The 22,877-nt window shown below is 72.2% G+C and carries 18 protein-coding genes; 4 read left to right on the forward strand and 14 right to left on the reverse strand.

The features are described from left to right. Nucleotides 1-73: 73 nt before the first annotated feature. Both J0P97_RS13650 and J0P97_RS13655 read right to left on the reverse strand, forming a co-directional pair. Nucleotides 74-2,443, reverse strand: coding sequence for an ATP-binding cassette domain-containing protein (locus tag J0P97_RS13650; RefSeq protein WP_215488343.1), 2,370 nt, complete (start codon nucleotides 2,441-2,443; stop codon nucleotides 74-76). A gap of 81 nt (nucleotides 2,444-2,524) precedes the next feature. Next, nucleotides 2,525-3,115, reverse strand: a complete 591-nt coding sequence (locus J0P97_RS13655; protein WP_215488344.1) for a DNA-3-methyladenine glycosylase I — start codon at nucleotides 3,113-3,115, stop codon at nucleotides 2,525-2,527. A gap of 69 nt (nucleotides 3,116-3,184) precedes the next feature. Here J0P97_RS13655 and J0P97_RS13660 point away from each other — a divergent pair, with 69 nt between their 5' ends. After that, the gene (locus tag J0P97_RS13660) at nucleotides 3,185-4,072 is read left to right on the forward strand and encodes a helix-turn-helix transcriptional regulator (protein ID WP_215488345.1); all 888 of its coding nucleotides are present in this window, start codon (nucleotides 3,185-3,187) and stop codon (nucleotides 4,070-4,072) included. A gap of 4 nt (nucleotides 4,073-4,076) precedes the next feature. Here J0P97_RS13660 and J0P97_RS13665 read toward each other — a convergent pair whose 3' ends face one another. Continuing rightward, nucleotides 4,077-5,270: an MFS transporter gene (locus J0P97_RS13665; RefSeq protein ID WP_215488346.1), complete on the reverse strand. Its 1,194-nt coding sequence runs from the start codon at nucleotides 5,268-5,270 to the stop codon at nucleotides 4,077-4,079. Between the two features lie 109 nt (nucleotides 5,271-5,379). Further along, nucleotides 5,380-7,497, reverse strand: coding sequence for an acyl-CoA dehydrogenase family protein (locus J0P97_RS13670; RefSeq protein ID WP_215488347.1), 2,118 nt, complete (start codon nucleotides 7,495-7,497; stop codon nucleotides 5,380-5,382). 254 nt (nucleotides 7,498-7,751) lie between these two features. Here J0P97_RS13670 and J0P97_RS13675 point away from each other — a divergent pair, with 254 nt between their 5' ends. Beyond that, nucleotides 7,752-9,227, forward strand: a complete 1,476-nt coding sequence (locus J0P97_RS13675) for an APC family permease (protein WP_215488348.1) — start codon at nucleotides 7,752-7,754, stop codon at nucleotides 9,225-9,227. Beyond that, the gene (locus J0P97_RS13680; RefSeq protein WP_215488349.1) at nucleotides 9,224-10,123 is read left to right on the forward strand and encodes a universal stress protein; all 900 of its coding nucleotides are present in this window, start codon (nucleotides 9,224-9,226) and stop codon (nucleotides 10,121-10,123) included. Before J0P97_RS13675 ends, J0P97_RS13680 begins: the two co-directional genes overlap by 4 nt. Nucleotides 10,124-10,180: 57 nt before the next feature. Here the strand turns inward: J0P97_RS13680 and ddaH are convergent, their stop codons facing one another. Next, a complete protein-coding gene (ddaH, locus tag J0P97_RS13685) occupies nucleotides 10,181-10,942 on the reverse strand; it encodes a dimethylargininase (protein WP_215488350.1) in 762 nt (253 codons plus the stop codon). Between the two features lie 65 nt (nucleotides 10,943-11,007). Here ddaH and J0P97_RS13690 point away from each other — a divergent pair, with 65 nt between their 5' ends. Further along, nucleotides 11,008-11,511 (forward strand): GNAT family N-acetyltransferase, encoded by a 504-nt coding sequence (locus J0P97_RS13690; protein WP_215488351.1) that lies wholly within the window; start codon nucleotides 11,008-11,010, stop codon nucleotides 11,509-11,511. 26 nt (nucleotides 11,512-11,537) lie between these two features. Here J0P97_RS13690 and recQ read toward each other — a convergent pair whose 3' ends face one another. The 9 genes from recQ to J0P97_RS13735 form a co-directional block, all read right to left on the reverse strand. After that, nucleotides 11,538-13,601, reverse strand: coding sequence for a DNA helicase RecQ (gene recQ / locus J0P97_RS13695; RefSeq protein ID WP_215488352.1), 2,064 nt, complete (start codon nucleotides 13,599-13,601; stop codon nucleotides 11,538-11,540). 49 nt (nucleotides 13,602-13,650) lie between these two features. Beyond that, nucleotides 13,651-14,685, reverse strand: a complete 1,035-nt coding sequence (locus J0P97_RS13700; RefSeq protein ID WP_215488353.1) for a zinc-binding dehydrogenase — start codon at nucleotides 14,683-14,685, stop codon at nucleotides 13,651-13,653. Nucleotides 14,686-14,742: 57 nt separating this feature from the next. Further along, entirely contained in the window at nucleotides 14,743-17,337 is a 2,595-nt protein-coding gene (locus J0P97_RS13705; RefSeq protein ID WP_215488354.1) for a DEAD/DEAH box helicase, read from the reverse strand. A 39-nt stretch (nucleotides 17,338-17,376) separates the two neighbouring features. Further along, a complete protein-coding gene (locus J0P97_RS13710; protein WP_215488355.1) occupies nucleotides 17,377-18,630 on the reverse strand; it encodes a glycoside hydrolase family 3 N-terminal domain-containing protein in 1,254 nt (417 codons plus the stop codon). A 113-nt stretch (nucleotides 18,631-18,743) separates the two neighbouring features. Beyond that, nucleotides 18,744-20,198: a sodium/solute symporter gene (locus tag J0P97_RS13715; protein ID WP_215488356.1), complete on the reverse strand. Its 1,455-nt coding sequence runs from the start codon at nucleotides 20,196-20,198 to the stop codon at nucleotides 18,744-18,746. Beyond that, nucleotides 20,195-20,599 carry a heavy metal transporter gene (locus tag J0P97_RS13720; RefSeq protein WP_246540529.1) on the reverse strand — a complete coding sequence of 135 codons (405 nt, stop codon included), beginning with the start codon at nucleotides 20,597-20,599 and terminating at the stop codon, nucleotides 20,195-20,197. The genes J0P97_RS13715 and J0P97_RS13720 overlap by 4 nt, the downstream gene beginning before the upstream one ends. Beyond that, the gene (locus J0P97_RS13725; protein ID WP_215488357.1) at nucleotides 20,596-21,360 is read right to left on the reverse strand and encodes a LytR/AlgR family response regulator transcription factor; all 765 of its coding nucleotides are present in this window, start codon (nucleotides 21,358-21,360) and stop codon (nucleotides 20,596-20,598) included. Before J0P97_RS13725 ends, J0P97_RS13720 begins: the two co-directional genes overlap by 4 nt. Continuing rightward, on the reverse strand, nucleotides 21,357-22,598 hold the full coding sequence (locus tag J0P97_RS13730; protein WP_215488358.1) for a sensor histidine kinase: 1,242 nt from the start codon (nucleotides 22,596-22,598) through the stop codon (nucleotides 21,357-21,359). Before J0P97_RS13730 ends, J0P97_RS13725 begins: the two co-directional genes overlap by 4 nt. Before the next feature lie 23 nt (nucleotides 22,599-22,621). Next, nucleotides 22,622-22,846, reverse strand: a complete 225-nt coding sequence (locus J0P97_RS13735; protein ID WP_215488396.1) for a YbdD/YjiX family protein — start codon at nucleotides 22,844-22,846, stop codon at nucleotides 22,622-22,624. Between the last annotated feature and the right edge of the window lie 31 nt (nucleotides 22,847-22,877).

Consider the following 22,877-nt stretch of genomic DNA (forward strand, 5'->3'; position numbering starts at 1 on the left):
CCCGCACAGCCTACGTCACCGACCTGGCGGATGCCGAACGGGGGCCGACCACCCCGCTGAGAGCCCGTCCGGGCTAGGCGCCCTGGGTGTCGGAGACGTACCGCGCGAGGTGCTCGGCGGTCAGCGTGCCGCCCTGGGTCACGAGGTCGCGAGGTGTGCCCTCGAAGACGACGCGGCCGCCGTCGCGGCCTGCCCCGGGCCCCACGTCGATGATCCAGTCGGCGTGCGCCATGACCGCTTGGTGGTGTTCGATCGCGATGACGGAGTTGCCGGCATCCACGAGCCGGTCGAGGAGCGCGAGGAGACCCGCGACGTCGGCGAGGTGGAGTCCGGTCGTCGGCTCGTCCAGGACGTACACCGCGCCCTTCTTCGCCATCGAGATCGCGAGCTTGAGCCGCTGACGCTCACCGCCGGACAGCGTGCTGAGCGCCTGTCCGAGCGTGATGTAGCCGACGCCCGCCTCGGCCATGCGTGCGAGCACACCCGCCGCGGCGGCCATGTTCCCGACATCCGCGACGAACACGATCGCCTCATCCACCGACATGGCGAGCACCTCCGCGATGGTGCGTCCACCGAGGGTGTAGTCGAGGACGGCGTCGCTGAAGCCCGATCCCCCGCAGAGTTCGCACCGGGTCTCCACACTCTGCGTGAAGCCCAGGTTCGTGATGATGACCCCGAGGCCGCGGCACGCGGGGCACGCGCCCTCGGAGTTGGCGCTGAACAGGCCGGGCTTCACGCCGTTGTGCTTCGCGAACGCCTTGCGGATCTCATCGAGCACCCCGGTGTAGGTCGCGGGACTCGACCGTCGGGAGCCCTTGATCGGCGCCTGGTCGACCGTGACGACGCCCTCCCGGCCGGCGAGACTCCCATGGATGAGCGAGGACTTCCCCGACCCCGCCACCCCCGTGACGACGGTCAGGATGCCGAGGGGCACGTCGACGTCGACGCCGCGGAGGTTGTGGAGAGAGGCACCGCGGATCTCCCGCACGCCGGAGCGCTCGCGCACCGACGGCTTCAGCCGCGCACGATGATCGAGGTGACGCCCCGTGATCGTGTCGGAGGCGCGCAGACCGGCGACGTCGCCCTGGTAGGTGATGTGCCCGCCGCGTCGTCCCGCGCCCGGCCCGAGGTCGATCACGTGGTCGGCGATCTCGATGACCTCCGGCTTGTGCTCGACGACCAGCACGGTATTGCCCTTGTCGCGCAGGAGCAGCAGCAGGTCGTTCATGCGCTGGATGTCGTGCGGGTGAAGCCCCGTCGTCGGCTCGTCGAAGACGTAGGTCATGTCGGTGAGGGCCGAGCCGAGGTGGCGGATCATCTTGGTGCGCTGCGCCTCACCCCCGGAGAGGGTGCCGCTGGCCCGGTCGAGCGAGAGATAGCCCAGCCCGACGTCGACGAACGAGTCGAGCGTCTGCTGCAGTGTCCGCCGCAGCGGGGCGATGGTCTCGTCATCGATCCCGCGCACCCAGGCGGCGAGATCGGTGATCTGCAGCGCCGCGGCATCCGCGATGCTGAGGCCGGCGATCTTCGAGGACCGCGCGCCGTCGTTCAGCCGCGTCCCGCCGCATGCCGCGCACGGCATGAACTTCACGGCGCGCTCCACGAAGGCGCGGATGTGAGGCTGCAGGCTGTCGCGGTCCTTCTGCAGCATGGATTTGGTGATCTTGGGGACGAGTCCCTCGTAGGTCATGTTGATGCCCGCGACCTTCACCTTGGTCTGCTCGCGGTAGAGGAGATCGTGCAGCTGCTGCTCGGTGTAGGCGGAGATCGGCGCGTCGGGATCGACGAACCCGGACTCGGCGTAGCCCTTCACCATCCACCCGTCGGGGGTGTAGCCGGGCACGGTGATGGCGCCCTGTCGGAGGGACAGCGAACGGTCGAGGAGCTCGTCGATGTCGATGTCGCTCACGTGACCGAGGCCCTCGCAGGCGGGACACATGCCGCCGGTGATCTCGAACGTCCTGCGCTCCGCGACCGTCTGACCGCCGCGCTCGACGGTGAGCGACCCGGCGCCGGACACCGAGGGGACGTTGAAGGAGAACGCCTGCGGCGAGCCGACGTGGGGTCTGCCGATGCGGCTGAACAGCAGCCGCAGCATCGCGTGCACGTCGGTCGCCGTGCCGACGGTCGACCGCGCGTTCGATCCCATCCGCTCCTGATCGACGACGATCGCCGGGCTGATGTTCTCGAGCGCATCGACGTCGGGACGGCTCAACTGGCCCATGAACTGCTGGAGGAACGTCGGATAGGTCTCGTTGATGAGGCGCTGCGACTCGTTCGCGATGGTCTCGAAGACGAGGCTGGATTTGCCCGAGCCGCTGACCCCGGTGAAGACGGTGAGCCGCCGCTTGGGGATCTCGACGTCGAACCCCTGCAGATTGTTCTCCCGCGCTCCGACGACTCGGATCAGCTCGTGGGAGTCGGCGATGTGCGCGGCGGCCATGGGCCCAGTCTGCCCCCCCCGCCCCCGACACCGCGCACCGCCCGTATGCGGAACCGCGCCGAGTCCGGCCCGCGCGGCCCGTCAGGCGCCGGAGGCGCCGGCGAAGGAGCAGCCGACGAGATGGTCGTCGACCATCCCGGCGGATTGCATCAAGGCGTACATCGTCGTCGGCCCGACGAACCGGAAGCCCGCTCTGCGGAGCGCCGTGGACAGGGCGTCGGATGCCGGGGTCGTGGCCGGAACAGCCCCGAGATGGGCGGGGCGGTCGGCCTCGGGGCGCGCCGGCGGGGCGAACGACCACATGAGGGTGTCGAGCTCGCCCTCCGCCATCTGCACGACGAGGCGGGCATTCCCGATCGTCGCGAGGATCTTCGCCCGGTTGCGGATGATGCCGGCATCCCCCATCAGACGCTCGAGGTCGGCGTCCCCGAAGGCGGCGATCGTCGTCGGCTCGAAGCCGGCGAACACCTCACGGAAGCGGGGGCGCTTTCGCAGGATCGTGATCCAGGACAGACCCGCCTGGAAGCCCTCGAGCGACATCTTCTCGAACAGGGCCCGGTCACCGCGCAGCGGCCGGCCCCATTCCTCATCGTGGTAGCGACGGTACTCGGGGTCGTCGCCGACCCACCCGCATCGCGCGATCCCGTCCGGTCCGATGCGCAGATCGCTCACCCGTCGAGGCTATCGCGGCGTGACCCCCCGGGGCGGAATACGGGTCGGGGACCGACGGTTGCTCCCCGCATGACGGTGCCCGCGCTCGAACGCGCCCTCGCTTCTCTGGACGTCCGCCCCGGTCAGGCGATGCGCGTCACGCTGAGCGCGGACGGCACCCTGCCGCTCGGCAGAGGTGAGGCCTCTCTCGTGTACGTGCGGGCGGGCGAGATCACGGGAGACGCGGTGGGGCGCACGGGATGCGCGGTGGACGCCGTCTCGGGCGCATCCGAGCCCGCTCTGAGCGGTCGCACCATGCTCGCAGGGGATGCCTTCCTGTCGCTCGGCTGCGCGCCGATCGTCCTCGTGTCGGAGTCCGGCGCCGAGGTGACGGCCGTGCCGCTGGCGCTCACCCCGACCATCGACACGCGAGCGCTCCCGCCGTTCCTGTTCGTCAGCGGGTTCATCCGTGCCGAGCCTGCCGCGGCGGAGCTGGCTGCGCAGTTGGGCGCGCCGCGCCCCGGTGCGGAGCAGTCTCGAGCGGGCGACGAGACCATCTGCCGACTCATGGTGACGACGGTGCTGCTCTCCGCTCTGCGCACATGGGCGTCCCGTGCGCGCACACCGGTCTGGCCTCCGCGGGCCGACGACCCGTTCCTGGAACGTGTCGTCGAGGCCATCACCGACGACCCCGGGAACGAGTGGACGCTCGAACGGCTCGCCGCCCTCGGCGTGATGTCGCGCTCGGCACTGTCCGCACGATTCCGGCGCGCCTTCGGGAGCTCCCCCGCGTCGTTCGTGACCGAGGTGCGCATGCGGCGCGCCAAGGAGATGCTGGATGCCGGGGTTCCGGTGTCCGAGACCTCGCGCACTCTCGGCTACGCCTCGGACGAGGGCTTCAGCCGCGCCTTCCGTCGCCACGCCGGAGTCACCCCGTCCTCGTGGCGCGGGCACGCTCGCCCGACGCTCCCGAGGTAGCGCGTCAGGCCGCCGCCGCGCCCCGGGCGCGCAGAGACATGCCGAACAGCGCGGACCCCGTCACGAGCAACGCGATCCCGATGACGTCCACCGTGACCACGCCGGCCGCATCGACGAGGAATCCGCCCAGCCCCGCCGCGATCATGATGGCGAGCTGGAACCCTGTGACCACGAGGCTGCCGCCCGCTTCGAGCCGGTCGGGCATCCGATGACCGACCCACGTGTTCACGACGATGAGCCACGACGAGAAGAAGAAGCCCCACGCCACGATCGCCGTCGCCACCGCCGGCAGCGTCGATGGCAGGACCACGAAGACGGCGACGGACAGCGCGATCACGAGGGGACCGATGACGGCGAGTCGCCCGAAGGCCCGGTCGACCACGACGCCCACGACGACGTTGCCCACCAGCCCGCCGACCCCGAAGAGCGCGAGCAGGAGCACGATCGTGCCGCCGTCGACATCGGGCAGGCGCTCGAGCGACAGGCGCACGTACGTGTAGGCGAGGAAGTGCCCGAACACGACGAGGACATGCCCGAGCATGCCGCCGGCGACTCCCGGGCGACGCAGGGTGTCGGCCAGGATCCGGAGACTCGACGCCGGCGCCGCGGGAACCGGTGGGAGCACGACGCGCACCGCCACGCTCACGAGCGCCGTGGCGGCGCCGATGACGAGAAAGGCGAGGCGCCAATCGAGCGCCTCACTGAGCGCCACCCCGATCGGCACCCCCGCCACGGTTGCGAGCGAGACGCCGGCCGAACCGAACATCACCGCACGACCGATCCGGTCCGGGCTCGACAGCCGTGCCGCCACCGTGATCGACATCGCCCAGAAGGCGCTGATCGCCGCACCGAGAAGGAAGCGCGCCAGCAGGATCGTCACGAGGCCCGGAGCCAGCGCGACGACGAGGTTCGAGGCCGTCGCCGCGACCGCTGCCCAGAACAGCAGCGCGCGCCGGTCGAGGCGGGGCAGCAGCAGCCCGACGGTCGGCGCGACCAGCAGCCCCGCGAGGGCGGTGGCGGTGACCGTCTGGCCCGCCTGGCCGGGAGTGACGCCGAGCGAGGCGGCCATCTCGGTGAGGACCCCGTTGGGCAGGAACTCGGCGGTGACGAGCAGGAAGCTCAGCAGCATCACGACGATGAGGCCGCCGTACCTCATCGTCGGCGGCGCGGAGACGGGAACGGGCGCGGTGATGCTCATGTGTCCATGCTCGCGGACCGCGCATCACCCGCGCCCGACCGATCGTCCCGCGCTCCCGACCGATCGTCCGCGAGTGCGGAACCTCCCGGACTCGCCGGCCCTTCGGCGCCTACTTCTTCCCGCGCGACTTCTCCGAGACGGGAGCCTCACCCGACGCGCGCAGCGCCGCGTAGTAGGCGCGCGCCTCCTCCTGACGCTCACGCTCCGCACCCGACGCGATCGGTGCCCGCACGTGCTCGGGCTCGAACCCGTAGGCATCCACCAGGTCCTGCGCATGCGGACGGAGCCGCGCGACGAGCCGGTCGATGTAACGCGTGACGGATGCCGCGCGCTGCGTCGAGAGCCGTCCGTTGATGATGTACCAGGCGAGGTGCTTCTCGATCAGGTGCAGGCCGAACAGGTCGCGCAGCCACGTGAGGACCTGCGCGGTGCCGCGGTCGGCGATCCCCGCGACGCCGTCGCTGAAGGCCTCCCACTGCAGGAGCTCGCCGTGCGCCCGCGCGGCCTCGATGAGTTCGGCCTGGTTCGCGTTGAAGATCGCCGCCGCTTCGGCGGGCGACGCCTTCGAGGCGGGGCGCAGGCGTGCCGCGATGTCCGAGATCATCTGCTCCACCCGGCCCGCGAGGAGCTCGTGCTGCTGCTCGGCGCGCAGGCCCAGTTCGACCGAGCGCGCGGTCGAGCCGAAGTCGGCGACCGCCTGACCGAGGCGGCGGAGCCCGGCACCGTGGAAGACCTTCCCCGCCGTCTGCTTCGCAGCGTACGAGGCCAGCTTGGCGGCATCCGCGCCCTTGAACTGCTTCGCGTAGTCGGCGAGCAGGCGCTTGCCGACGAGCTGGAGGAGGATGTTGTTGTCGCCCTCGAACGTGACGTAGACGTCGAGATCCTGGTGGAGACCCACCATCCGGTTCTCGGCGAGGAATCCGGACCCGCCGCAGGCCTCGCGCGCCTCCTGGATCGTCGACAGCGCGTTCCAGGTCGACAGGGGCTTCAGCGCCGCGGCGAGCGTCTCGAGGTCTTCGCGCTCCTCGGGGGTGTCGCTGCGGCCCGAGAAGACGGCGTCGAACTTCCGGAGCAGCTCGTCGTTGGAGAAGAACTGGGCGTAGTTCTGCGCGAGGAGCGGCAGCAGCCGGCGCTGGTGCTTGCCGTAGTCGAGGATGACCACCTCATCGCTGCCCGCACCGGAGTCGAACTGGCGGCGCTGGCCCGCATAGGTCAGGGCGATGTAGAGAGCGAGGGCCGTGCCGGTGGTGGCGGCACCGTCGAGCGAGACGCGCCCCTGTACGAGAGCGCCCAGCATCGTGAAGAACCGACGCCCCGGGCTCGCGATCTCCGAGGAGTACGTCCCGTCGGCGGCGACGTCGCCGTAGCGGTTGAGCAGGTTGAAGCGCGGGATGCGCACGTGGTCGAAGGCGAGGCGGCCGTTGTCGATGCCGTTCAGACCGCCCTTGACGCCGTCATCCTCGCTCTGGATGCCGGGGAGCATCGCACCGGACTCGTCGCGGATCGGGACGAAGAAGCAGTGCACCCCGTAGTTCACGCCTCCCGTGATGAGCTGGGCGAAGACCGTGGCCGCACGCCCGTGGAGGGCGGCGTTGCCGAGGTAGTCCTTCCAGGCGCCGCGGAACGGGGTGTGGATGACGAACTCCTCCGTCTCCGGGTCGTAGGTCGCGGTGGTGCCGACCGACGCGACATCCGATCCGTGCCCCGTCTCGGTCATGGCGAACGCGCCGGGGAGATCGAGCTCGATCACGTCGCGCAGCCACGCGTCGTGGTGCTTCTTCGTGCCGAGCTGGTAGATCGCGGAGCCGAAGAGTCCCCACTGCACCCCGGACTTGATCTGGAGGCTCGGATCGGCCAGGACGAGCTCCATGAAGCCGGCGAGGTTCGCACCGTTGTTCTCGAGACCGCCGTACTCCTTCGGGAAGGCGCGGCGGGATCCGTCGTTCTCGACGAGCAGACGCAGTTGACCGAGAACGCGCTCGCGGTGCTCGGGCATCGGCTGCCCGTCGATGCGCCAGAACGCGGGGTCCTTGATCATCTCGCGGGCCTGGCGGCGGGTGTCGCCCCACGTGCCGAGCAGAAGATCGGTGACCGCGGGGATGTCGATGCGCGCCTCGTGCGCCTCCTCTGCCGTGTGCGCCAGCGTGGGCGCACCGCCGACGGGGGTGCGCTTGTTGGTCGCGGGCTTGCGAGGGTGGATGTTCTCACGGACGGCGGCGTCGGTCATCGGGGTACCTCTCGTGGGGGCGGGCAGAGGAGATCACTGTCGACGGTAGGAGCGCGACAACGCCTGCACAAAGACGTTGCAGGATGCCGACAACCCGCCCACGGGAACGCGCAGACGACCTGTGTGTGATACCCAAAACCATCAAACCTGACACTGAGTGTCAGTCGCGCTGTCGGCTTGTCCTGGGGTCGGGCACGCCACCATACTTGCCCCACCTCGGATCCGCCGCCGCTCCCACTCTCACGGAGGTCGCCATGGCATCGCTCGGACGGCAGCTCGCGCGCCGCAAGCCGATCGTCTTCCAGCGGCGGCATCACGACGGGCAGGAGCTCGCCCGCAACCTCGGCACGTTCCAGCTCATGATGTTCGGCGTCGGCGCGACGATCGGCACGGGCATCTTCTTCGTGCTGAGCGAGGCGATCCCGCTCGCCGGCCCCGCCGTCATCCTGTCCTTCCTCCTGGCGGCGGTCGCGGCAGGCCTCTCCGCGCTCTGCTACGCCGAGCTCGCCTCTTCGATCCCGGTGAGCGGATCGAGCTACTCGTTCAGCTATCACGCGCTCGGCGAGGGCGCCGCGGTGCTCGTCGGCGGATGCGTGCTGCTCGAGTACGGCGTGGCCGTCTCGGCGGTCGCGGTGGGCTGGAGCGGCTACTTCAACGAGCTGCTGGACCACCTGTTCGGCTGGCAGCTGCCGGCCGCGCTGTCGCGCTCCTTCGTCCCCGGCGACGACGGGGTGGCGACGGGCGGCATCCTGAACCTTCCCGCGATCGTGCTCGTCATCCTGTGCATGCTGCTCCTCATCCGCGGCGCCTCCGAGTCCGCCACGGTCAACGCGATCATGGTGATGGTCAAGCTCGGCGTGCTGACCCTCTTCATCGTGATCGGGTTCTCCGCGTTCAACGCCGACCACTTCGACAACTTCTTCGGGCAGGCGGCGGGCATCAGCGGGGCGGCCGGCGTGATCTTCTTCTCCTTCATCGGATTGGATGCCGTCGCGACCGCCAGCGAGGAGGTGCGCAATCCCCAGAAGGCGATCCCCCGGGCGATCCTCGGCGCCCTCCTCATCGTCACGGTCTTCTATGTGCTCGTCTGCATCGCGGGGCTCGCGGCGCAGCCCGTGGAGTGGTTCGGCACGCCCGAGGCCGGCGAGGCGGGGCTCGCCAAGATCATGGAGCTCGTCACGGGGATGCCGATCTGGGCGACGATCCTGTCGGCGGGAGCCGTCATCTCAGTGTTCTCGGTCACGCTCGTGACGCTCTACGGGCAGACCCGGATCCTCTTCTCGATCTCGCGCGACGGGATGGTGTCGAAGCGGTTCCTGCAGGTGAGCCCGAAGTACGGCACCCCGGTCTTCAACACGATCGTCGTGTCGCTGCTCGTGGCGCTGGTCGCCGGGTTCGTCCCGTCGGACTACCTGTGGGACAGCGTCTCGTTCGGCACCCTCGTCGCCTTCAGCGTCGTCGCCATCTCGCTGATGGTGCTGCGGCGGCGCAATCCCGAGCTCGAACGCCCCTTCCGGGTTCCGCTGTACCCGGTCGTCCCGATCCTGACCGTCGTCGTGTGCGTTTACGTCCTCACGAGCCTGCGCCCGATCACATGGATCATCTGCGTGAGCTGGCTCGCTGTGGTGTTCGTGTTCTACCTGTTCTACGGGCGGCGCCACGCGACCCTGGGCGACTACACCTCGGACGAGCAGATCGCCGAGCCCATCCACCCCGAGGACGAGCGATGAGCTACCTCGTCGGCTACGGCCCCCGCAACGACGACCGCAGCGCGATCGAACTGGCCCTGCAGCTCGCTCGCTCCCGGCCCGAGCCGGTCATCGCGGTCTCGGTCGTGCCACGCGGGTGGGGCACCCCGGCGGCGGCGGGCACCGACCGCGAGTACGAGCAGTGGTCGGCCCTGGAGGGGCGCCAGAGCGCCGAACTCGCCCGCGCGGACTTCGCCGCGCATCCCGATATCGCTTCCGACGTGCCGACGGAGGCCGTGTGGGTCGCGGGGCGGTCGGTGCCCGCGACGCTCATGGAGCAGGCGGCGGAACGGGATGCCTGGATCATCGTCGTCGGCTCGGCGGAGGAGGCCGAACCCGGCCGCGTGCGCCTGACCTCGAAGACCGACCGGCTCGTGCACTCCTCGACGCTGCCGATCGCGATCGCGCCCCGTTCGTACCGCACGACCAGCGGGGTCGAGCGAGTGACGGTCGGGTTCCGCGATGACGACGCCGGATGGTCGCTCCTCGAACGGGTGGCCGAGCTCAGCCGCACCGAGGGCGCCCGGCTGCGCGTCGTCACCTTCCTCGTGGCCCCCGCGCGCACGCCCGTGACCAGCGATGTCCCGCACGCCGAGACGCAGGTGATCGACCTCTGGCGGACGCAGGCGGAGGCGGCCCAGGAAGAGGCGCGCGCACACCTCGCATCCCTCGGCCTGGACGATGTCGACGTCGCCCTGGCATCGGGGCCCGACTGGCCGGCGGCGATCGCCTCGGTGGGGTGGGAGGAGGGCGACATCCTCGTCGTCGGCTCGTCCTCGACGCACCGGCTGGCGCAGGTGTTCCTCGGGTCGAGCGCCGCGAAGATCGTGCGCAACTCCCCCGTCCCGGTCGTCGTCGTCCCCGGGGCCGGCACCTAGGCGGCGCGGCGCGACGCGGCGCGCGCGCGAGGAGCTCCGTGACCGCCCTGCGGAGCGTCAGTCGCGCAGGCGCACGGAAAGGCAGGTGACGCAGCCCTCCTGCTTCTCGAACTCGGTGATCGGCGTCGTGAGGACCTCGAGGCCGCGCGCGCGGAACAGGTCGGCCGTCTCGGGGGCATCCGATGACATCAGCACCGTGCGCTCGTCGAGGACGACGACCGCCGTGCCGTGCTCCTCGGGCACCGCGAGGAACGTCGGGAAGGCGGCGGGGTCGTCCACGGCATCCGGGTAGCCGATCACCGTGCCGTCGGGAAGGGCCGTGACGCTGCTCTTGAGATGCAGGCGGCGGGTGACGGGCACAGCCACGACCTCCCATCCGCGCGGCGCGAGGAGGCCCTGCAGCTGCGCGATCGCCGCCGCGTTCGTCCGGAGCGTCTGCCCGACGTACACGGTGCGCCCGATCTTGAGCACGTCCCCGCCATCCAGCGTGCCGGGCTCCTCGATCGCGACGGCGGGGATGCCCGCGGCCTCGATCGCGGCGCGCGCCGTCGCGGTCTCGCCGCGCCGCGACGGCGCGCCGGAGCGGGCGATCACCGCGAGGTCGCCGAAGACGATGGCGGCATCCTCGATGAAGACACCGTCGGCGTGCTCGTCCGCGGGGTCGACCTCGAGGACGTCCCACCCCCGAGCGCGGAAGGCGTCGACGTACTGATCCCACTGCGCGAGCGCGAGGTCGGGGTCGACCTGCGCGCGCTCGAGGTGGGTCAGCTCGCCCTCGGCGAGGCGCGGCGACGGACGACGGACGAGAAGGCGAGGCATGCCCGACAGCCTAGGACCCGGCCCGCGTGCGGGCCCGTGTCGGAGGCCCGCGCGACGATGAGGAGATGAACCCGCCGACCGGCTGTGTGACCCTGCACACGTGGGGCGCTGCCGATCGGCCCCTGCTCGACGCCTTCAACACCGCCGAGATGACGGCGCACCTCGGCGGCCCGGAGACCGCGGCGCAGCTCGAGGATCGTCAGGCGCGCTATCTGCGGCTGCAGGATGCCGGGGACGCACGCATGTTCCGTATCGACGTCGGCGACCAGTCCGCGGGCGGGATCGGCTATTGGGCGGTCGACCACCACGGACGCGCCGCCTTCGAAGCAGGGTGGAGCGTCCTGCCCGCGTTCCAGGGTCGCGGCGTCGCGACGGCCGCGCTTCGCCACGTGATCGCGCGGATACGCGCCGAGGGGCGCCGCGATCTCCTCGTCGCCCATCCCGGGGCGGACAATCCGGCATCCGCTGCCGTCTGCCGGCACACCGGCTTCGTCGAGACCGGCTCCGGATCCGAACCGTGGCGCGGGGGCACACTGCACTTCCGCGTGTGGGAGCTCGACCTCGCCTGATCGCGTCTCCGGCGGTGCGGGGGCGGTCAGTGCGCGGCGATCACCGCGACGACGCCCTCGCCGTAGGCCTCGCGCTTCTTGGCTCCGATGCCGGTGATCCCCTCGAGCCCCGCCGTCGTGGTCGGCCGCTGCTCGGCGAGCGCGCGGAGCGTGGCATCCCCGAACACGATGTACGCGGGCACGCCCTGCTCCTTCGCGACGCCCGCGCGCCAGGTGCGGAGCGCCTCGAACAGGTCGCGGTCGCCGTCGGCGAGCGTGTCGGATGCCGCGGACTTGCGCACGCGCGCCGCTCCGCCGCCCTTGCCGAGCACGTCGCGCCGGAGCGGGACCTGCGCCTCGCCGCGGAGGACATCGCCCGCCCGCTCGCCCGGGACCAGCACGCCGTACTCACCCTGCGCGGCGAGGACCCCGCCGGCCAGCAGCTGGCGGATGACGCTGCGCCAGTCCTGGTCGCTGAGGTCGGCGCCGAGGCCGTACGTGGACAGGGTGTCGTGCTTCTGCTGTCGGATGCGCTCGGTGGAGGCGCCGCGCAGGATGTCGATGAGGTGACCGGCACCGAAGGCCTGATTCCGCTCGCGCTGCAGCCGCACGATGGTCGAGAGGAGCTTCTGCGCGGGCACGAGTCCGTCGAACGTGTCGGCGGGGGTCAGGCATGTGTCGCAGTTGCCGCACGGGCCGGACTCCTGGCCGAAGTAGGCGAGGAGATTCTGCCGGCGGCACGCGACCGTCTCGCACAGCGCGAGCATCGCGTCGAGGTGCTGGCCGAGTCGCTGCTTGTAAGCCCGCTCACCGGGCGACTGGTCGATGAGGCGCCGCTGCTGCACCACGTCGCCGAGGCCGTAGGCCATCCACGCCACCGCGGGCTCGCCGTCGCGACCCGCACGACCGGTCTCCTGGTAGTACCCCTCGACCGACTTCGGCAGATCGATGTGCGCGACGAACCGCACGTCGGGCTTGTCGATGCCCATGCCGAACGCGATCGTCGCCACCATCACGACGCCCTCCTCGCGGAGGAAGCGCGACTGGTTGCGGGCGCGGATTCCGGCATCCAGACCGGCGTGGTACGGCAGCGCATCGATGCCCTGGCCGCGCAGGTACTCGGCGGTCTGCTCGACGGACTTGCGGCTGAGGGCGTAGACGATGCCCGCGGGGGCCTGGCCATCGACGATGGGCTGGCTGCGGATGAACTGCAGGAGCTGCCGGCGCGGATCGACCTTGGGCTCGATGCGGTACTGGATGTTGGGCCGGTCGAAGCTCGCGACGAACTGCGCGGCGCGCTCGAGGTGCAGCCGCTCCGTGATCTCCCGATGCGTCGCGCGCGTCGCCGTCGCGGTGAGCGCCATCCGCGGGACCCCGGGGAAGCGCTGGCCGAGGTCGCCGAGGGCGAGATAGTCGGGGCGGAAGTCGTGACCCCACTGGCTGACGCAGTGGGCCTCGTCGATCGCGATGACGCTGAGTCGCCCGCGCTGGAGCAGGGCGGTCGTCGCGGGCGCGCTCAGGCGCTCGGGCGCGACGTAGAGCACGTCCAGGTCGCCGGCGAGGTAGGCCTGCTCGACCCCGGCGCGCTCGGCGGCCGACTGGGTCGAGTTGAGGTAGGCGGCGTTCACGCCGTTCGCGGTCAAGGCGTCCACCTGGTCGTGCATGAGCGCGATCAGAGGGCTCACGACGAGTCCCGTGCCCTCGCGGACGAGGGCCGGCACCTGGTAGGTGATCGACTTGCCGCCGCCGGTGGGCATGAGGACGATCGCGTCGCTTCCCGCCACGACCTGCGCGACGATCGCGGCCTGGTCGCCGCGGAACTCGTCGTAGCCGAACACGTCCTTCAGGACGGCGCGCGGATCCTCCCCGGAGCGGTTCCGGCCGAGGCGGGGACGCGGGACGGTCGCCGCCGGTCGCGCGGTGCGCTCGGCGGAGGCACCGGCGGCCGGGGCGCCGCCGGTCGAGCCGCCGGATGCCGTGGCGCGGGCGAGCGCTCCGGCGTAGCCGTCGAACTCGGGCGGAGGCGCGAAGCCCTCCTCGTCCGGCGGCGTCAACTCGTCGACATCCCACGGCACGTCCGCGTACGGATCGTCGAAAGTCTGCGAGCTCACCAGACCAGGCTAACCGCGGCCGGGGACACCGGCGCGCCCGATCGGGTCGTCAGTCGCGTCCGAGATCGAGCACGGCGATGCCGACCGGGGGCGCGGCATCCGCGGCGACCAGGAGCGCGGCGGCCTCGGCGAACCCGACGCGCGCACCGACCAACGACTCCGGCGCGAGGGCTCCGGATGCCACGAGGGCGAGCATCCCCGGGTAGTCCGCCGCAGCCATGCCGTGGCTGCCGAGGAGGTCGAGCTCCCACCCGATCACCCGACCCATCGGCACCGGTGACGTGTCCGTGGGCAGAAGGCCGATCTGGACATGCCGGCCGCGCCGGCGCAGGGAATGCACCGCCGCGTCGAGAGTGGCCGGGTGACCGACCGCATCCACGCTCACGTGCGCTCCGCCGTCCGTGACCTCGGCGACCTCGCCGGGTGCATCCGGGCCGGCGAGCACCGCATGCTCGGCGCCGAGCGAGAGGGCAAGGCGCAGGGCGTCCGGGGAGCGGTCGATCGCGATGGGGCGTGCGCCCAACGCCGCAGCGATCATGATCGCGCTCAGGCCGACGCCGCCCGCTCCGTACACGGCCACCCACTCCCCCGGCGCGATCCGCGCGCGGGCGGTGAGCGCACGGTACGACGTCGCGAAGCGGCAGCCCAGGCTCGCCGCGGGGGCGTCGTCGATGCCGTCGGGGACGGCGACGAGATTGAGATCCGCCGCGCGGACGGCGACCCGCTCCGCATGGGAGCCCCAGTGCGTGAAGCCGGGCTGCGTCTGGTCGGGGCAGACCTGCGCCTGCCCACTGCGGCACCACGTGCATCGCCCGCACCCGTTGACGAACGGCGCGGTGACTCGGTCGCCCGGCCGCCAGGACACGACGCCGGCGCCGACCTCCTCGACGATGCCGACGAACTCGTGACCCGGGACGTGCGGCAGATGGACGGAATCGTCGTGGCCGACCCACGCATGCCAGTCGCTGCGGCAGAGTCCGGAGGCCGCCACGCGCACGACGGCGCCCCCGTCGGGGGCGGATGGATCGGCGAGGTCGGCCACCTCGACGGGGCCGCCGAAGCGCTCGTATCGCAGTGCTCTCATGGGGGTGTCCTCCTCGGGGAGTGGGATCCTGTGGCGCGGGGATTCGGATGAAGGGGACTAGAGCCGCACGAAGGCGGTCGCCCGGACGACGGCTTCGCCGGCCTCGACGGAAGCCGCGAGATCGACCTCCGCGCGCAGGCGCCAGTCGTGGTCACCCGCAGGGTCGTCGATCGTCTGCTCGACGAGCCAGATGCCGTCCGGGGCGCGAGACTCGTCGATCGCACACATCCGCGGGGAGCGCGCCGCCGGCCCCGTGAGGATCGCGTCGTGCTCGTCGTAGTAGGCGTCCAGCGCCGTCGGCCAGTCGAGGCCCGGATCGAGGGCCACCAGCGCGTCGTCGTCCTGCCGGGCGGCCAGGTGGACGCGGCGGAAGAGTTCGTTGCGCACCAGGACGGTGAACGCGCGACGGTTCGTCAGGACCGAAGGCGGCGCGGGGGGGACGACGGGAGCGTCGTCCTCGGGGAGGTGCGTGGCGCCGTCGACGAGGGCGGACCATTCGTCGACGAGGCTCGAGTCGACCTGGCGGACGAGCTCCCCCAGCCACTCGATGAGGTCCATCAGCTCGTCGGTGCGCGCCTCGGCCGGGACGGTCTGACGGATCGCGCGGTACGCATCCGACAGGTACCGCAGGACGAGCCCCTCGCTGCGCTGCAGCTTGTAGAACGAGACGTACTCGGCGAAGGACATCGCCCGCTCGAACATGTCGCGGACGACCGACTTCGGACTCAGCTCGAAGTCGCGCACCCACGGCTGGCTCGAGGCGAACACCTCGTAGGACTGGGCCAGCAGCTCGGCGAGGGGCTTCGGGTAGGTGATGCCCTCGAGGAGCGCCATCCGCTCGTCGTACTCGATGCCGTCCCGCTTCATGGCCGCGACGGCCTCACCCCGCGCGGCGAACTCCTGCTGCGACAGGATCGCCCGCGGGTCGTCCAGCGTCGCCTCGATGATGCTCACGACGTCGAGGGCGTAGTGGCCCGTGCCGACGCCGACCGCCGCCGCGCCGGTCTCCCCCTCCCCCGCGCCGGTCTCCGTCGGCGCGAGCAGACCGATCGCGGCCAGCGCGAACGGCGACAGCGGCTGATTGAGGGCGAAGTTCGGCTGGAGGTCGACCGTGAGGCGGATCACCGGCGCGGCGTCGGACCCACCCGGCCCGCCGGCCGCGCCAGGCGCGGCGGCGCGGTCGATCTCGACGATCCCGGCGTCGACGAGGGTTCGGAAGATCGCGATCGCGCGGCGCGCCAGGGCGTACCGCCGGGCGCGCGGCTCCTGGTTGTCGAACACCAGCGAACGGACGTTCCCGAACACGTCGCCGCCGCGGCCGATGACGTTGATCATCATGGCGGCGGTTAGCTTCATCTGCGGAACGAGGGGTTCGGGCGGCGCGGCGATGAGCCGCTCGTACGAGCCTTCGCCCCAGTTGACGACGCCCGTCGGCGCCTTCTTGCGCACGATCTTCTTGCGCTTCGCGGCGTCGTCCCCGGCCTTGGCGAGGGCGACGGCGTTCTCGATCTCCCACTCGGGAGCCATCACGACGACGTTGCCGTACGGGTCGTATCCGGCACGGCCGGCGCGGCCCGCGACCTGATGGAACTCCCGCGCCGAAAGCTGGCGCATCTTCGTGCCGTCGAACTTGGACAGCGCCGTGATGACGACGGTCCGGATCGGCACGTTGATCCCGACGCCGAGCGTGTCGGTGCCGCAGATCACCTTGAGCAGGCCGCGCTGGGCGAGGGTCTCGACGAGACGGCGGTAACGCGGCAGCATCCCCGCGTGGTGCACTCCGATCCCGGCGCGGACGAGGCGGGAGAGGGTCTTGCCGAAGCCGGTCGTGAACCGGAACGCGCCGATGGCCTCCGCGATCTCATCGCGCTGCGCGCGCGTCGTGAGCGCGGCGGATGCCAGGGCCTGCGCCCGTTCGAGCGCGGCGGCCTGGGCGAAGTGGACGATGTAGACCGGCACCTCGCGCTCGTCGACGAGCATCGTCAGCACCTCGTGGACCGGCCTCCGCTCGTAGGAGAAGTGGAGCGGAACAGGGCGCTCCACGCCCGTGACGAGCGCGACGGGGCGGCCCGTGCGACGGGCCAGATCGTCGGCGATCGGGGTGACGTCGCCGAGAGTCGCCGACATCAGGAGGAACTGGGCGCGCGGGAGGAGCAGCAGCGGCACCTGCCACGCCCACCCGCGGTCGGGGTCGCCGTAGTAGTGGAACTCGTCCATCACGACCTGGTCGACGGCCGCATCCGCCCCCTGCCGGAGGGCGACGTTCGCGAGGATCTCCGCGGTGCAGCAGACGATCGGGGCATCCGGGTTCACCGACGAGTCTCCGGTGACCATCCCGACGTTCTCGGCCCCGAAGATCTCCACGAGGGCGAAGAACTTCTCACTCACGAGGGCCTTGATCGGCGCCGTGTAATAGGAGCGCCCGCCGGCGGCGAGGCACGCGGCGTGGGCGGCGATCGCGACGAGCGATTTGCCGGTCCCTGTCGGGGTGGACAAGATGACGTTCGCCCCCGAGACGAGTTCCATGACGGCTTCGTCCTGCGCCGGGTAGAGCTCGAGTCCCCGACCGGCCGCCCAGCGGAGGAAGCCGTCGTAGGCGGCATCCGCCGTCGCTCCGCGCGGCACGGCGTCGATCAGCGCGGAGGAGGTCATCCCCCGAGTCTGCCAGGGCCGGCGCACGCGGGGGCGCGGTCAGGGGCGCGCGGTCTTCGCCGCGACGACGCGGCCGGCGGCGGCATCCACGAGACTCGCGAAGGCGGGATCGGACTGCGCCCTGGCGAGCACGGCGTCGTACATCTCGGGGTAGACGGAGGGGTCGGCCGAGGCGAGCACGACGTCGACCCCGGCGGAGATCGCCAGGATCGCCCGGTCCGCCGGAGTCCATGCCTGCGCGGCGACGGCGGCGGAGAGGTCGTCGGAGAGGATGACGCCGTCGAAGCCGACGGTCCTCCGGACGAGCCCGACGACCGCCGGCGAGAAGACGGCCGGGGCCGACGGATCGATGTTCTGGTAGATCGCGGTGGAGACCATCACGGCCGACGGGCCGGCGGCGGTGAGCGGGCGATACACCCCGACATCCGGGCCGTCCGGGGTCACGGTCGTATCCACGACATCCGCCGTCGTGTCCGTGTTGGCGGTGACGTGTCCGAGCCCCGGGAAGTGCTTGAACACCGGCAGGATGCCCGAGGCGCGCATGCCGTCGGCGAACGCCCCCGCCTTCGCGGCGACCGTGGCGGCGTCGTAGCCGTATTGGCGCCCGAGCCCGCCGATCGGCGGGTTGTCGAAACGGGTGTCCGCGCTCGTGACGATGTCGGCGACGGGCGCGAGGTTCATGTCGACGCCCGCTGCCGACAGCTCGGCGCCCCACTGCGTCGCGGCCGCGCGCAGCTGGGCGGCCGGGAGGTCCGCTTGCCGGATGCCGTACGGGATGTCGCTGAATCCGGGCCCCCGGAGCACCTGCACCTCGCCGCCCTCCTGGTCGGTCGCGACCCAGAGCCGGACGCCGCCCGTCGGAGCGGAGCCGTCCGGCGCACCTCCGACCGGGCCGGGGACGAGGGCGGTGAACTGGCCGACGACGGATGCGACGCCCGCCGCCCCCGCCTCCGTGCGGCCGTGCAGGAAGATGCTGCCCGCGTGGCGGTCGGTGATCGCGTCGAGCGTTCCCGGCGTCGCCGCCGTCACGTCGGTGCCGACCATGAACAGCTGCCCGACCCGCTGCTCGAGGCTGAGCGCCGCCGCCGGATCGGGCGTCGGGGTCGGGGTCGGGGATGCCGTCGGGGTCGGGGATGCCGTCGGGGTCGTCGACCCGGTCGGAGCCGGCGCCGGCGCGGCGCATGCCGCGAGCACGGCCGTGATGGCGAGCGCAGCGGCGAGAGCGACCGTGCGGGGGCCGGGCTGGAGAGCGCGCCGCGGGCCGCCGTGGTCGGTGCGGCGGGTGCGGTGCATGGCAGCCATCCTCCTCGGCCGTCCCCGCGCGCAGAAGGCCCTTGCGCGCGCGGGCGCGGAGGCGCCGTCATCCGCTCGCCGGACCCACGCGCCCGCTCCGATGTCCAGGCGGCTCAGGCCTCCGGGGCGTGCAGCCGGGCGAGGAAGCGCTCCGCGCGGAGCGGTGCGCCGCGCCGGTCGCCGAGCGAGACGACCACGGTGACGGTCGTCGCAAGCGGGATCGTCCACGCGGCGGGCTGCTCGAGAAGCGGGGCGGCGACGCCGACTCCGCCGACCGCGGCGTGGACGAGCAGGGACAGCGCGCACGCGAGTCCGCCCGCGATCATGCCGGCGATCGCCCCGCGGGCGGTGAGGCGGGTCCACCACACGCCGAGCAGGATGACCGGGGACAGGCTCGACGCCGCGAAGACGAAGACGAGCCCGACGCTGGCGACGAGTCCCGCCGGCACCGTCAGCAGGGCGACGGCGAGGGGGACGAGGGCGCAGAGCACCGCCGAGAGCCGGAAGGAGCGCACCGAGCCGCGGAACACGTCCTGGCTCACGACGCCGGCCAGCGAGACCACGAGCCCCGCCGAGGTCGCGAGGAAGGCCGCGAAGGCGCCGGCGACGATGAGCGCCGTCAGGAGCTGGCCGACGGGCCCCGGGAACACGCGCGAGGGGAGGACGAGGACGACCGTGTCGGCGACGCCGGGGACGGCGAGATCGGGGGCGACGATCCGGGACAGGATGCCCATGGCGCTGGAGACCGCGTAGAACGCGCTCACCATGACGATGACGATGACCGTCGTCGTGCGGGCGGAGACGCCGTCCGGGCTCGTGTAGAACCGGACGAGCACGTGGGGCAGCCCCATCGTGCCGAGAAGGAGCGCGAGCAGCAGCGACCCCGTCGCGTAGGCGTCGATCCCCCCGGGTCCGGCGGACGGGGGGAAGACCAGCTGCGGGTCGACGGTCTCGGGCGCTCCGCCGAGGGCGAAGGCCACGAAGACGACCGGCACGAGCAGGGCCGTCAGCTTCAGCCAGTAGTGGAAGCCCTGCACGAACGTGATCGCGCGCATCCCGCCGGCCGCGACGAGCGCGGCCACCAGCACGGCGACGACGATCGCCCCGACCCAGGTCGGCAGCCCCGCCACGACCTCCAGGGTGATCCCCGCGCCATGCAGCTGGGGCACGATGTAGAGCCATCCGATGATCAGCACGGCGGCGCTCGTGACCCGCCGGGCGGAGCGGGACTCGAGCCGCGCCTCCACGAAGTCGGGGATCGTGTACGCGCCGCTCCGGCGCAGGGGGGCTGCGACGAACGCGAGCACGAGGAGGTATCCCGCGGCATAGCCGATCGGGAACCAGAACCCCCGAGCCCCGTCGAGGAGCACCAGCCCGGAGAGGCCGAGGAACGTGCCCGCGGACAGGTACTCGCCGCTGATCGCCGACGCGTTCCACACCGGCCGGACGGTGCGGGATGCCACGAAGAAGTCGCTCGTCGTCCGCGAGAAGCGCAGCCCGTAGACCCCGATCAGCACGGTCGCGAGGATCACGCCGGCCACCGCGACGAGGTCCAGGGCGGCGTTCACTCCCGCTCCCGGAGGGCCCGGTAGCGCCGCTCGTTGCGTGCCGCGCCCCGCGTGTAGAGCACGCCGAACACGATGATCACGGGGTAGAACGCGAACGCGTGCAGCAGCCATGAGAGGGGCACGCCCCACAGCGTCAGGCGATCGAGGTCGGGGATGAGCGCGATCGCGGCCGTCAGCGCCACGACGACCACGACGAATCCGGCCACCGTCCCGAGCGCCAGTCGCAGCTGGCTCCGGCGGAGGGCGCGGTCGTAGACGGCCTCCGCCTCGTCGACGGATGCCCCGGGCAGGGCGATCCCGCGGGTGGCCGCGGGCCGCGGCGCGGGGCGCGGCCGCGATGTCGGGCGCTGTGAGGACCGCTCATCCGCGGTCACCCGCACCCGCCGGGGCGTCTCGGTCACGCCTCCGCCTCCCCCGCCCGGCGGAGCGCCTCGCGCACCGCCGGGAGCATCCGCCGGCTCACCGGGATCGATACCGGCAGAGGGGTCGACGCGGGCAGGCCGCCCGCGTCGAGCTGCACGACCGGTTCGGCGCCCGCGAGCCGTGCCTCGATGACAGCGGACGCGTCGACGAGGTAGGACCGGTGCACGCGGACGAACCCGCGGGCCCGCCACCGCTCCTCGAGCTCGGAGATCGGGGTGCGCACGAGATGCGAGCCCCCGTCCTCGGTGTGCAGCCGCGAATAGTCGCCCTGTGCGTGCACCCAGCGCACGTCGCGGCGGCGGACGAACCGCGTCTGCTGTCCGACCGTGACGGGCAGCACCTCGTCCTCGCCGTCGCCGCTCCGCTCGGGCGCGGCATCCGCCCGCTCCATCGCCCGGTCGACGGCCCGCCGCAGTCGATCGGCACGCACCGGCTTGAGCAGGTAGTCGACGGCGCGGACGTCGAAGGCATCCACGGCCCGCGCGTCATCGGCCGTGACGAAGACCACCGCGGGCGGATGCGCGAGGCGCTGCAGCGCGGCGGCGAGGGCGATGCCGTCGAGGCCGGGCATGTGGATGTCGAGGAACGCGACGGCGACCGCGCGCTGGCTCAGGGTGCGCAGCGCCTCGGCCCCGGAGGCCGCCGTGGTCACGGCGCCGATCCGCGGATCGGCGCCGAGCAGGTGCGCCAGCTCGGCCCGGGCCGGCGCTTCGTCGTCGGCGACGAGGACGTCGATCATGCGCGCGCCTCCCCGCCCGGGGCGACGGCAGCGGCGGCGGCGGGGCCGGGCCCGGCGATGTCGTGCCCGGGCTGGGACTTCGGGATCCGCATCCGCACGAGAGTCCCCGCGCCGGCCGCGGTCTCGACGACGAGCCCGCCCTCCGGGCCGTACAGCTGCCGCAGTCGGGTGTCGACGTTGCGGATGCCGACGTGGGCGCCGTCGGCATCCGTGTTCAGCAGCGTCCGGAGGGCCTCCGGATCCATGCCGACCCCATCGTCCTCGACGGTGATCTCGGTGTGCGTCTGGTCGTCACGCGCCTCGATGCGGATGACGCCGCCCGACTCTCCGGGCTCGAGACCGTGACGGACCGCGTTCTCGACGATCGGCTGCACCGCGAGGAAGGGGATCACGGTCGCGAGCGTCTCGGGGGCGATGCGCAGCGTCACGGCCAGGCGGTCGCCGAAGCGGGCGCGTTCGATCTCGAGGTAGGAGTGGATGCTCCGCAGCTCCTCGGCGACCGTCGTGAACTCGCCCTGCCTGCGGAACGAATACCGGGTGAAGTCGGCGAACTCGAGCACCAGCTCCCGGGCGCGAGCGGGGTCGGTCGTGATGAAGGAGGCGATCGCGGTGAGCGCGTTGTAGATGAAGTGCGGCGAGATCTGCGCGCGGAGGGAGCGCAGCTCCGCTTCGGCGACGCGCGTCCGCGAGGCGTCCACGTCGCCGAGGGCGACCTGTGCGGCGCACCAGTCCGCGACCTCGCCCGTCGCGCGCACGAGCGCGGCACGGACCGGCGCGGCGAATGCGACGATCACGCCGACGACCTCCCCGCCGACGACGAGCGGCGCGCCGACCGCTTCGAGCTCGCGGCCCTCCGCCCCGGTGCTCCGCCCCGGGAACACCTGACGGCGCCCCGTCGCCTCCACCCGCTGCGCGACGCGGACCGCGGATGCCTCCAGCCCGGCCGTCTCCCCATCGGCGGCGACGATCGCGCCGCCGCCGACGAACACCACCGCCGGCGCCCCGAGGAGGGTGCGCACGTGCCGCGCGGCGCGGCCGACATCCGGCGCCTCGAGCCCGCCGCGCAGGTGCACCGCCGCGAGACCGGCCTCGTGGAGGGCCCGGTAGGTCGCGCGCTCCTCGTCGCTGCCGAGGTCGCGACCGCTCCCGGCGAGGCGCCGCGCGAGGAGAAGCAGCGTCGTCAGCACGACGCCGCCGACGACGCCGGCGACGGCGGCGAGGACGACGTCGTGGCTCATGCGGCCAGCCTAGGTCGTCGCCGTCAGCAGCACCGTGCGCCGGGGTTGCGGTCCTGATCGGCCATCCGCTGGCGCCAGAACTCGCGCTCCGTCGGCAGCGGGGCGTCGGGGTGGTGACGCCGCTGATGGGCGACGAACGTCGCGTACGCGCCGTCGCCCATCAGGGTCGTCATGTACCACCGGATGCCGCGCCCCGCCCGACAGGTGGCCCGCCAGGCCACCCGCCAGAGCTCCCCGGCCCCTGTCATCCGCACGTCCGCGGCGTCCATTCCGATCCCC

Source organism: Microbacterium flavum (genome assembly GCF_018717645.1).
Lineage (GTDB): Bacteria > Actinomycetota > Actinomycetes > Actinomycetales > Microbacteriaceae > Microbacterium > Microbacterium flavum.

Bases quoted from the DNA above. Each gene is read 5' to 3' on its own strand.
- J0P97_RS13680 (WP_215488349.1), top strand. From the start codon at position 9,224: ATGAGCTACCTCGTCGGCTACGGCCCCCGCAACGACGACCGCAGCGCG.
- J0P97_RS13675 (WP_215488348.1), top strand. From the start codon at position 7,752: ATGGCATCGCTCGGACGGCAGCTCGCGCGCCGCAAGCCGATCGTCTTC.
- J0P97_RS13670 (WP_215488347.1), bottom strand. From the start codon at position 7,497: ATGACCGACGCCGCCGTCCGTGAGAACATCCACCCTCGCAAGCCCGCG.
- J0P97_RS13665 (WP_215488346.1), bottom strand. From the start codon at position 5,270: ATGAGCATCACCGCGCCCGTTCCCGTCTCCGCGCCGCCGACGATGAGG.
- J0P97_RS13705 (WP_215488354.1), bottom strand. From the start codon at position 17,337: ATGACCTCCTCCGCGCTGATCGACGCCGTGCCGCGCGGAGCGACGGCG.
- J0P97_RS13710 (WP_215488355.1), bottom strand. From the start codon at position 18,630: ATGCACCGCACCCGCCGCACCGACCACGGCGGCCCGCGGCGCGCTCTC.
- J0P97_RS13725 (WP_215488357.1), bottom strand. From the start codon at position 21,360: ATGATCGACGTCCTCGTCGCCGACGACGAAGCGCCGGCCCGGGCCGAG.
- J0P97_RS13700 (WP_215488353.1), bottom strand. From the start codon at position 14,685: ATGAGAGCACTGCGATACGAGCGCTTCGGCGGCCCCGTCGAGGTGGCC.
- J0P97_RS13690 (WP_215488351.1), top strand. From the start codon at position 11,008: ATGAACCCGCCGACCGGCTGTGTGACCCTGCACACGTGGGGCGCTGCC.
- ddaH (WP_215488350.1), bottom strand. From the start codon at position 10,942: ATGCCTCGCCTTCTCGTCCGTCGTCCGTCGCCGCGCCTCGCCGAGGGC.
- J0P97_RS13730 (WP_215488358.1), bottom strand. From the start codon at position 22,598: ATGAGCCACGACGTCGTCCTCGCCGCCGTCGCCGGCGTCGTCGGCGGC.
- J0P97_RS13660 (WP_215488345.1), top strand. From the start codon at position 3,185: ATGACGGTGCCCGCGCTCGAACGCGCCCTCGCTTCTCTGGACGTCCGC.
- J0P97_RS13735 (WP_215488396.1), bottom strand. From the start codon at position 22,846: ATGACAGGGGCCGGGGAGCTCTGGCGGGTGGCCTGGCGGGCCACCTGT.
- J0P97_RS13650 (WP_215488343.1), bottom strand. From the start codon at position 2,443: ATGGCCGCCGCGCACATCGCCGACTCCCACGAGCTGATCCGAGTCGTC.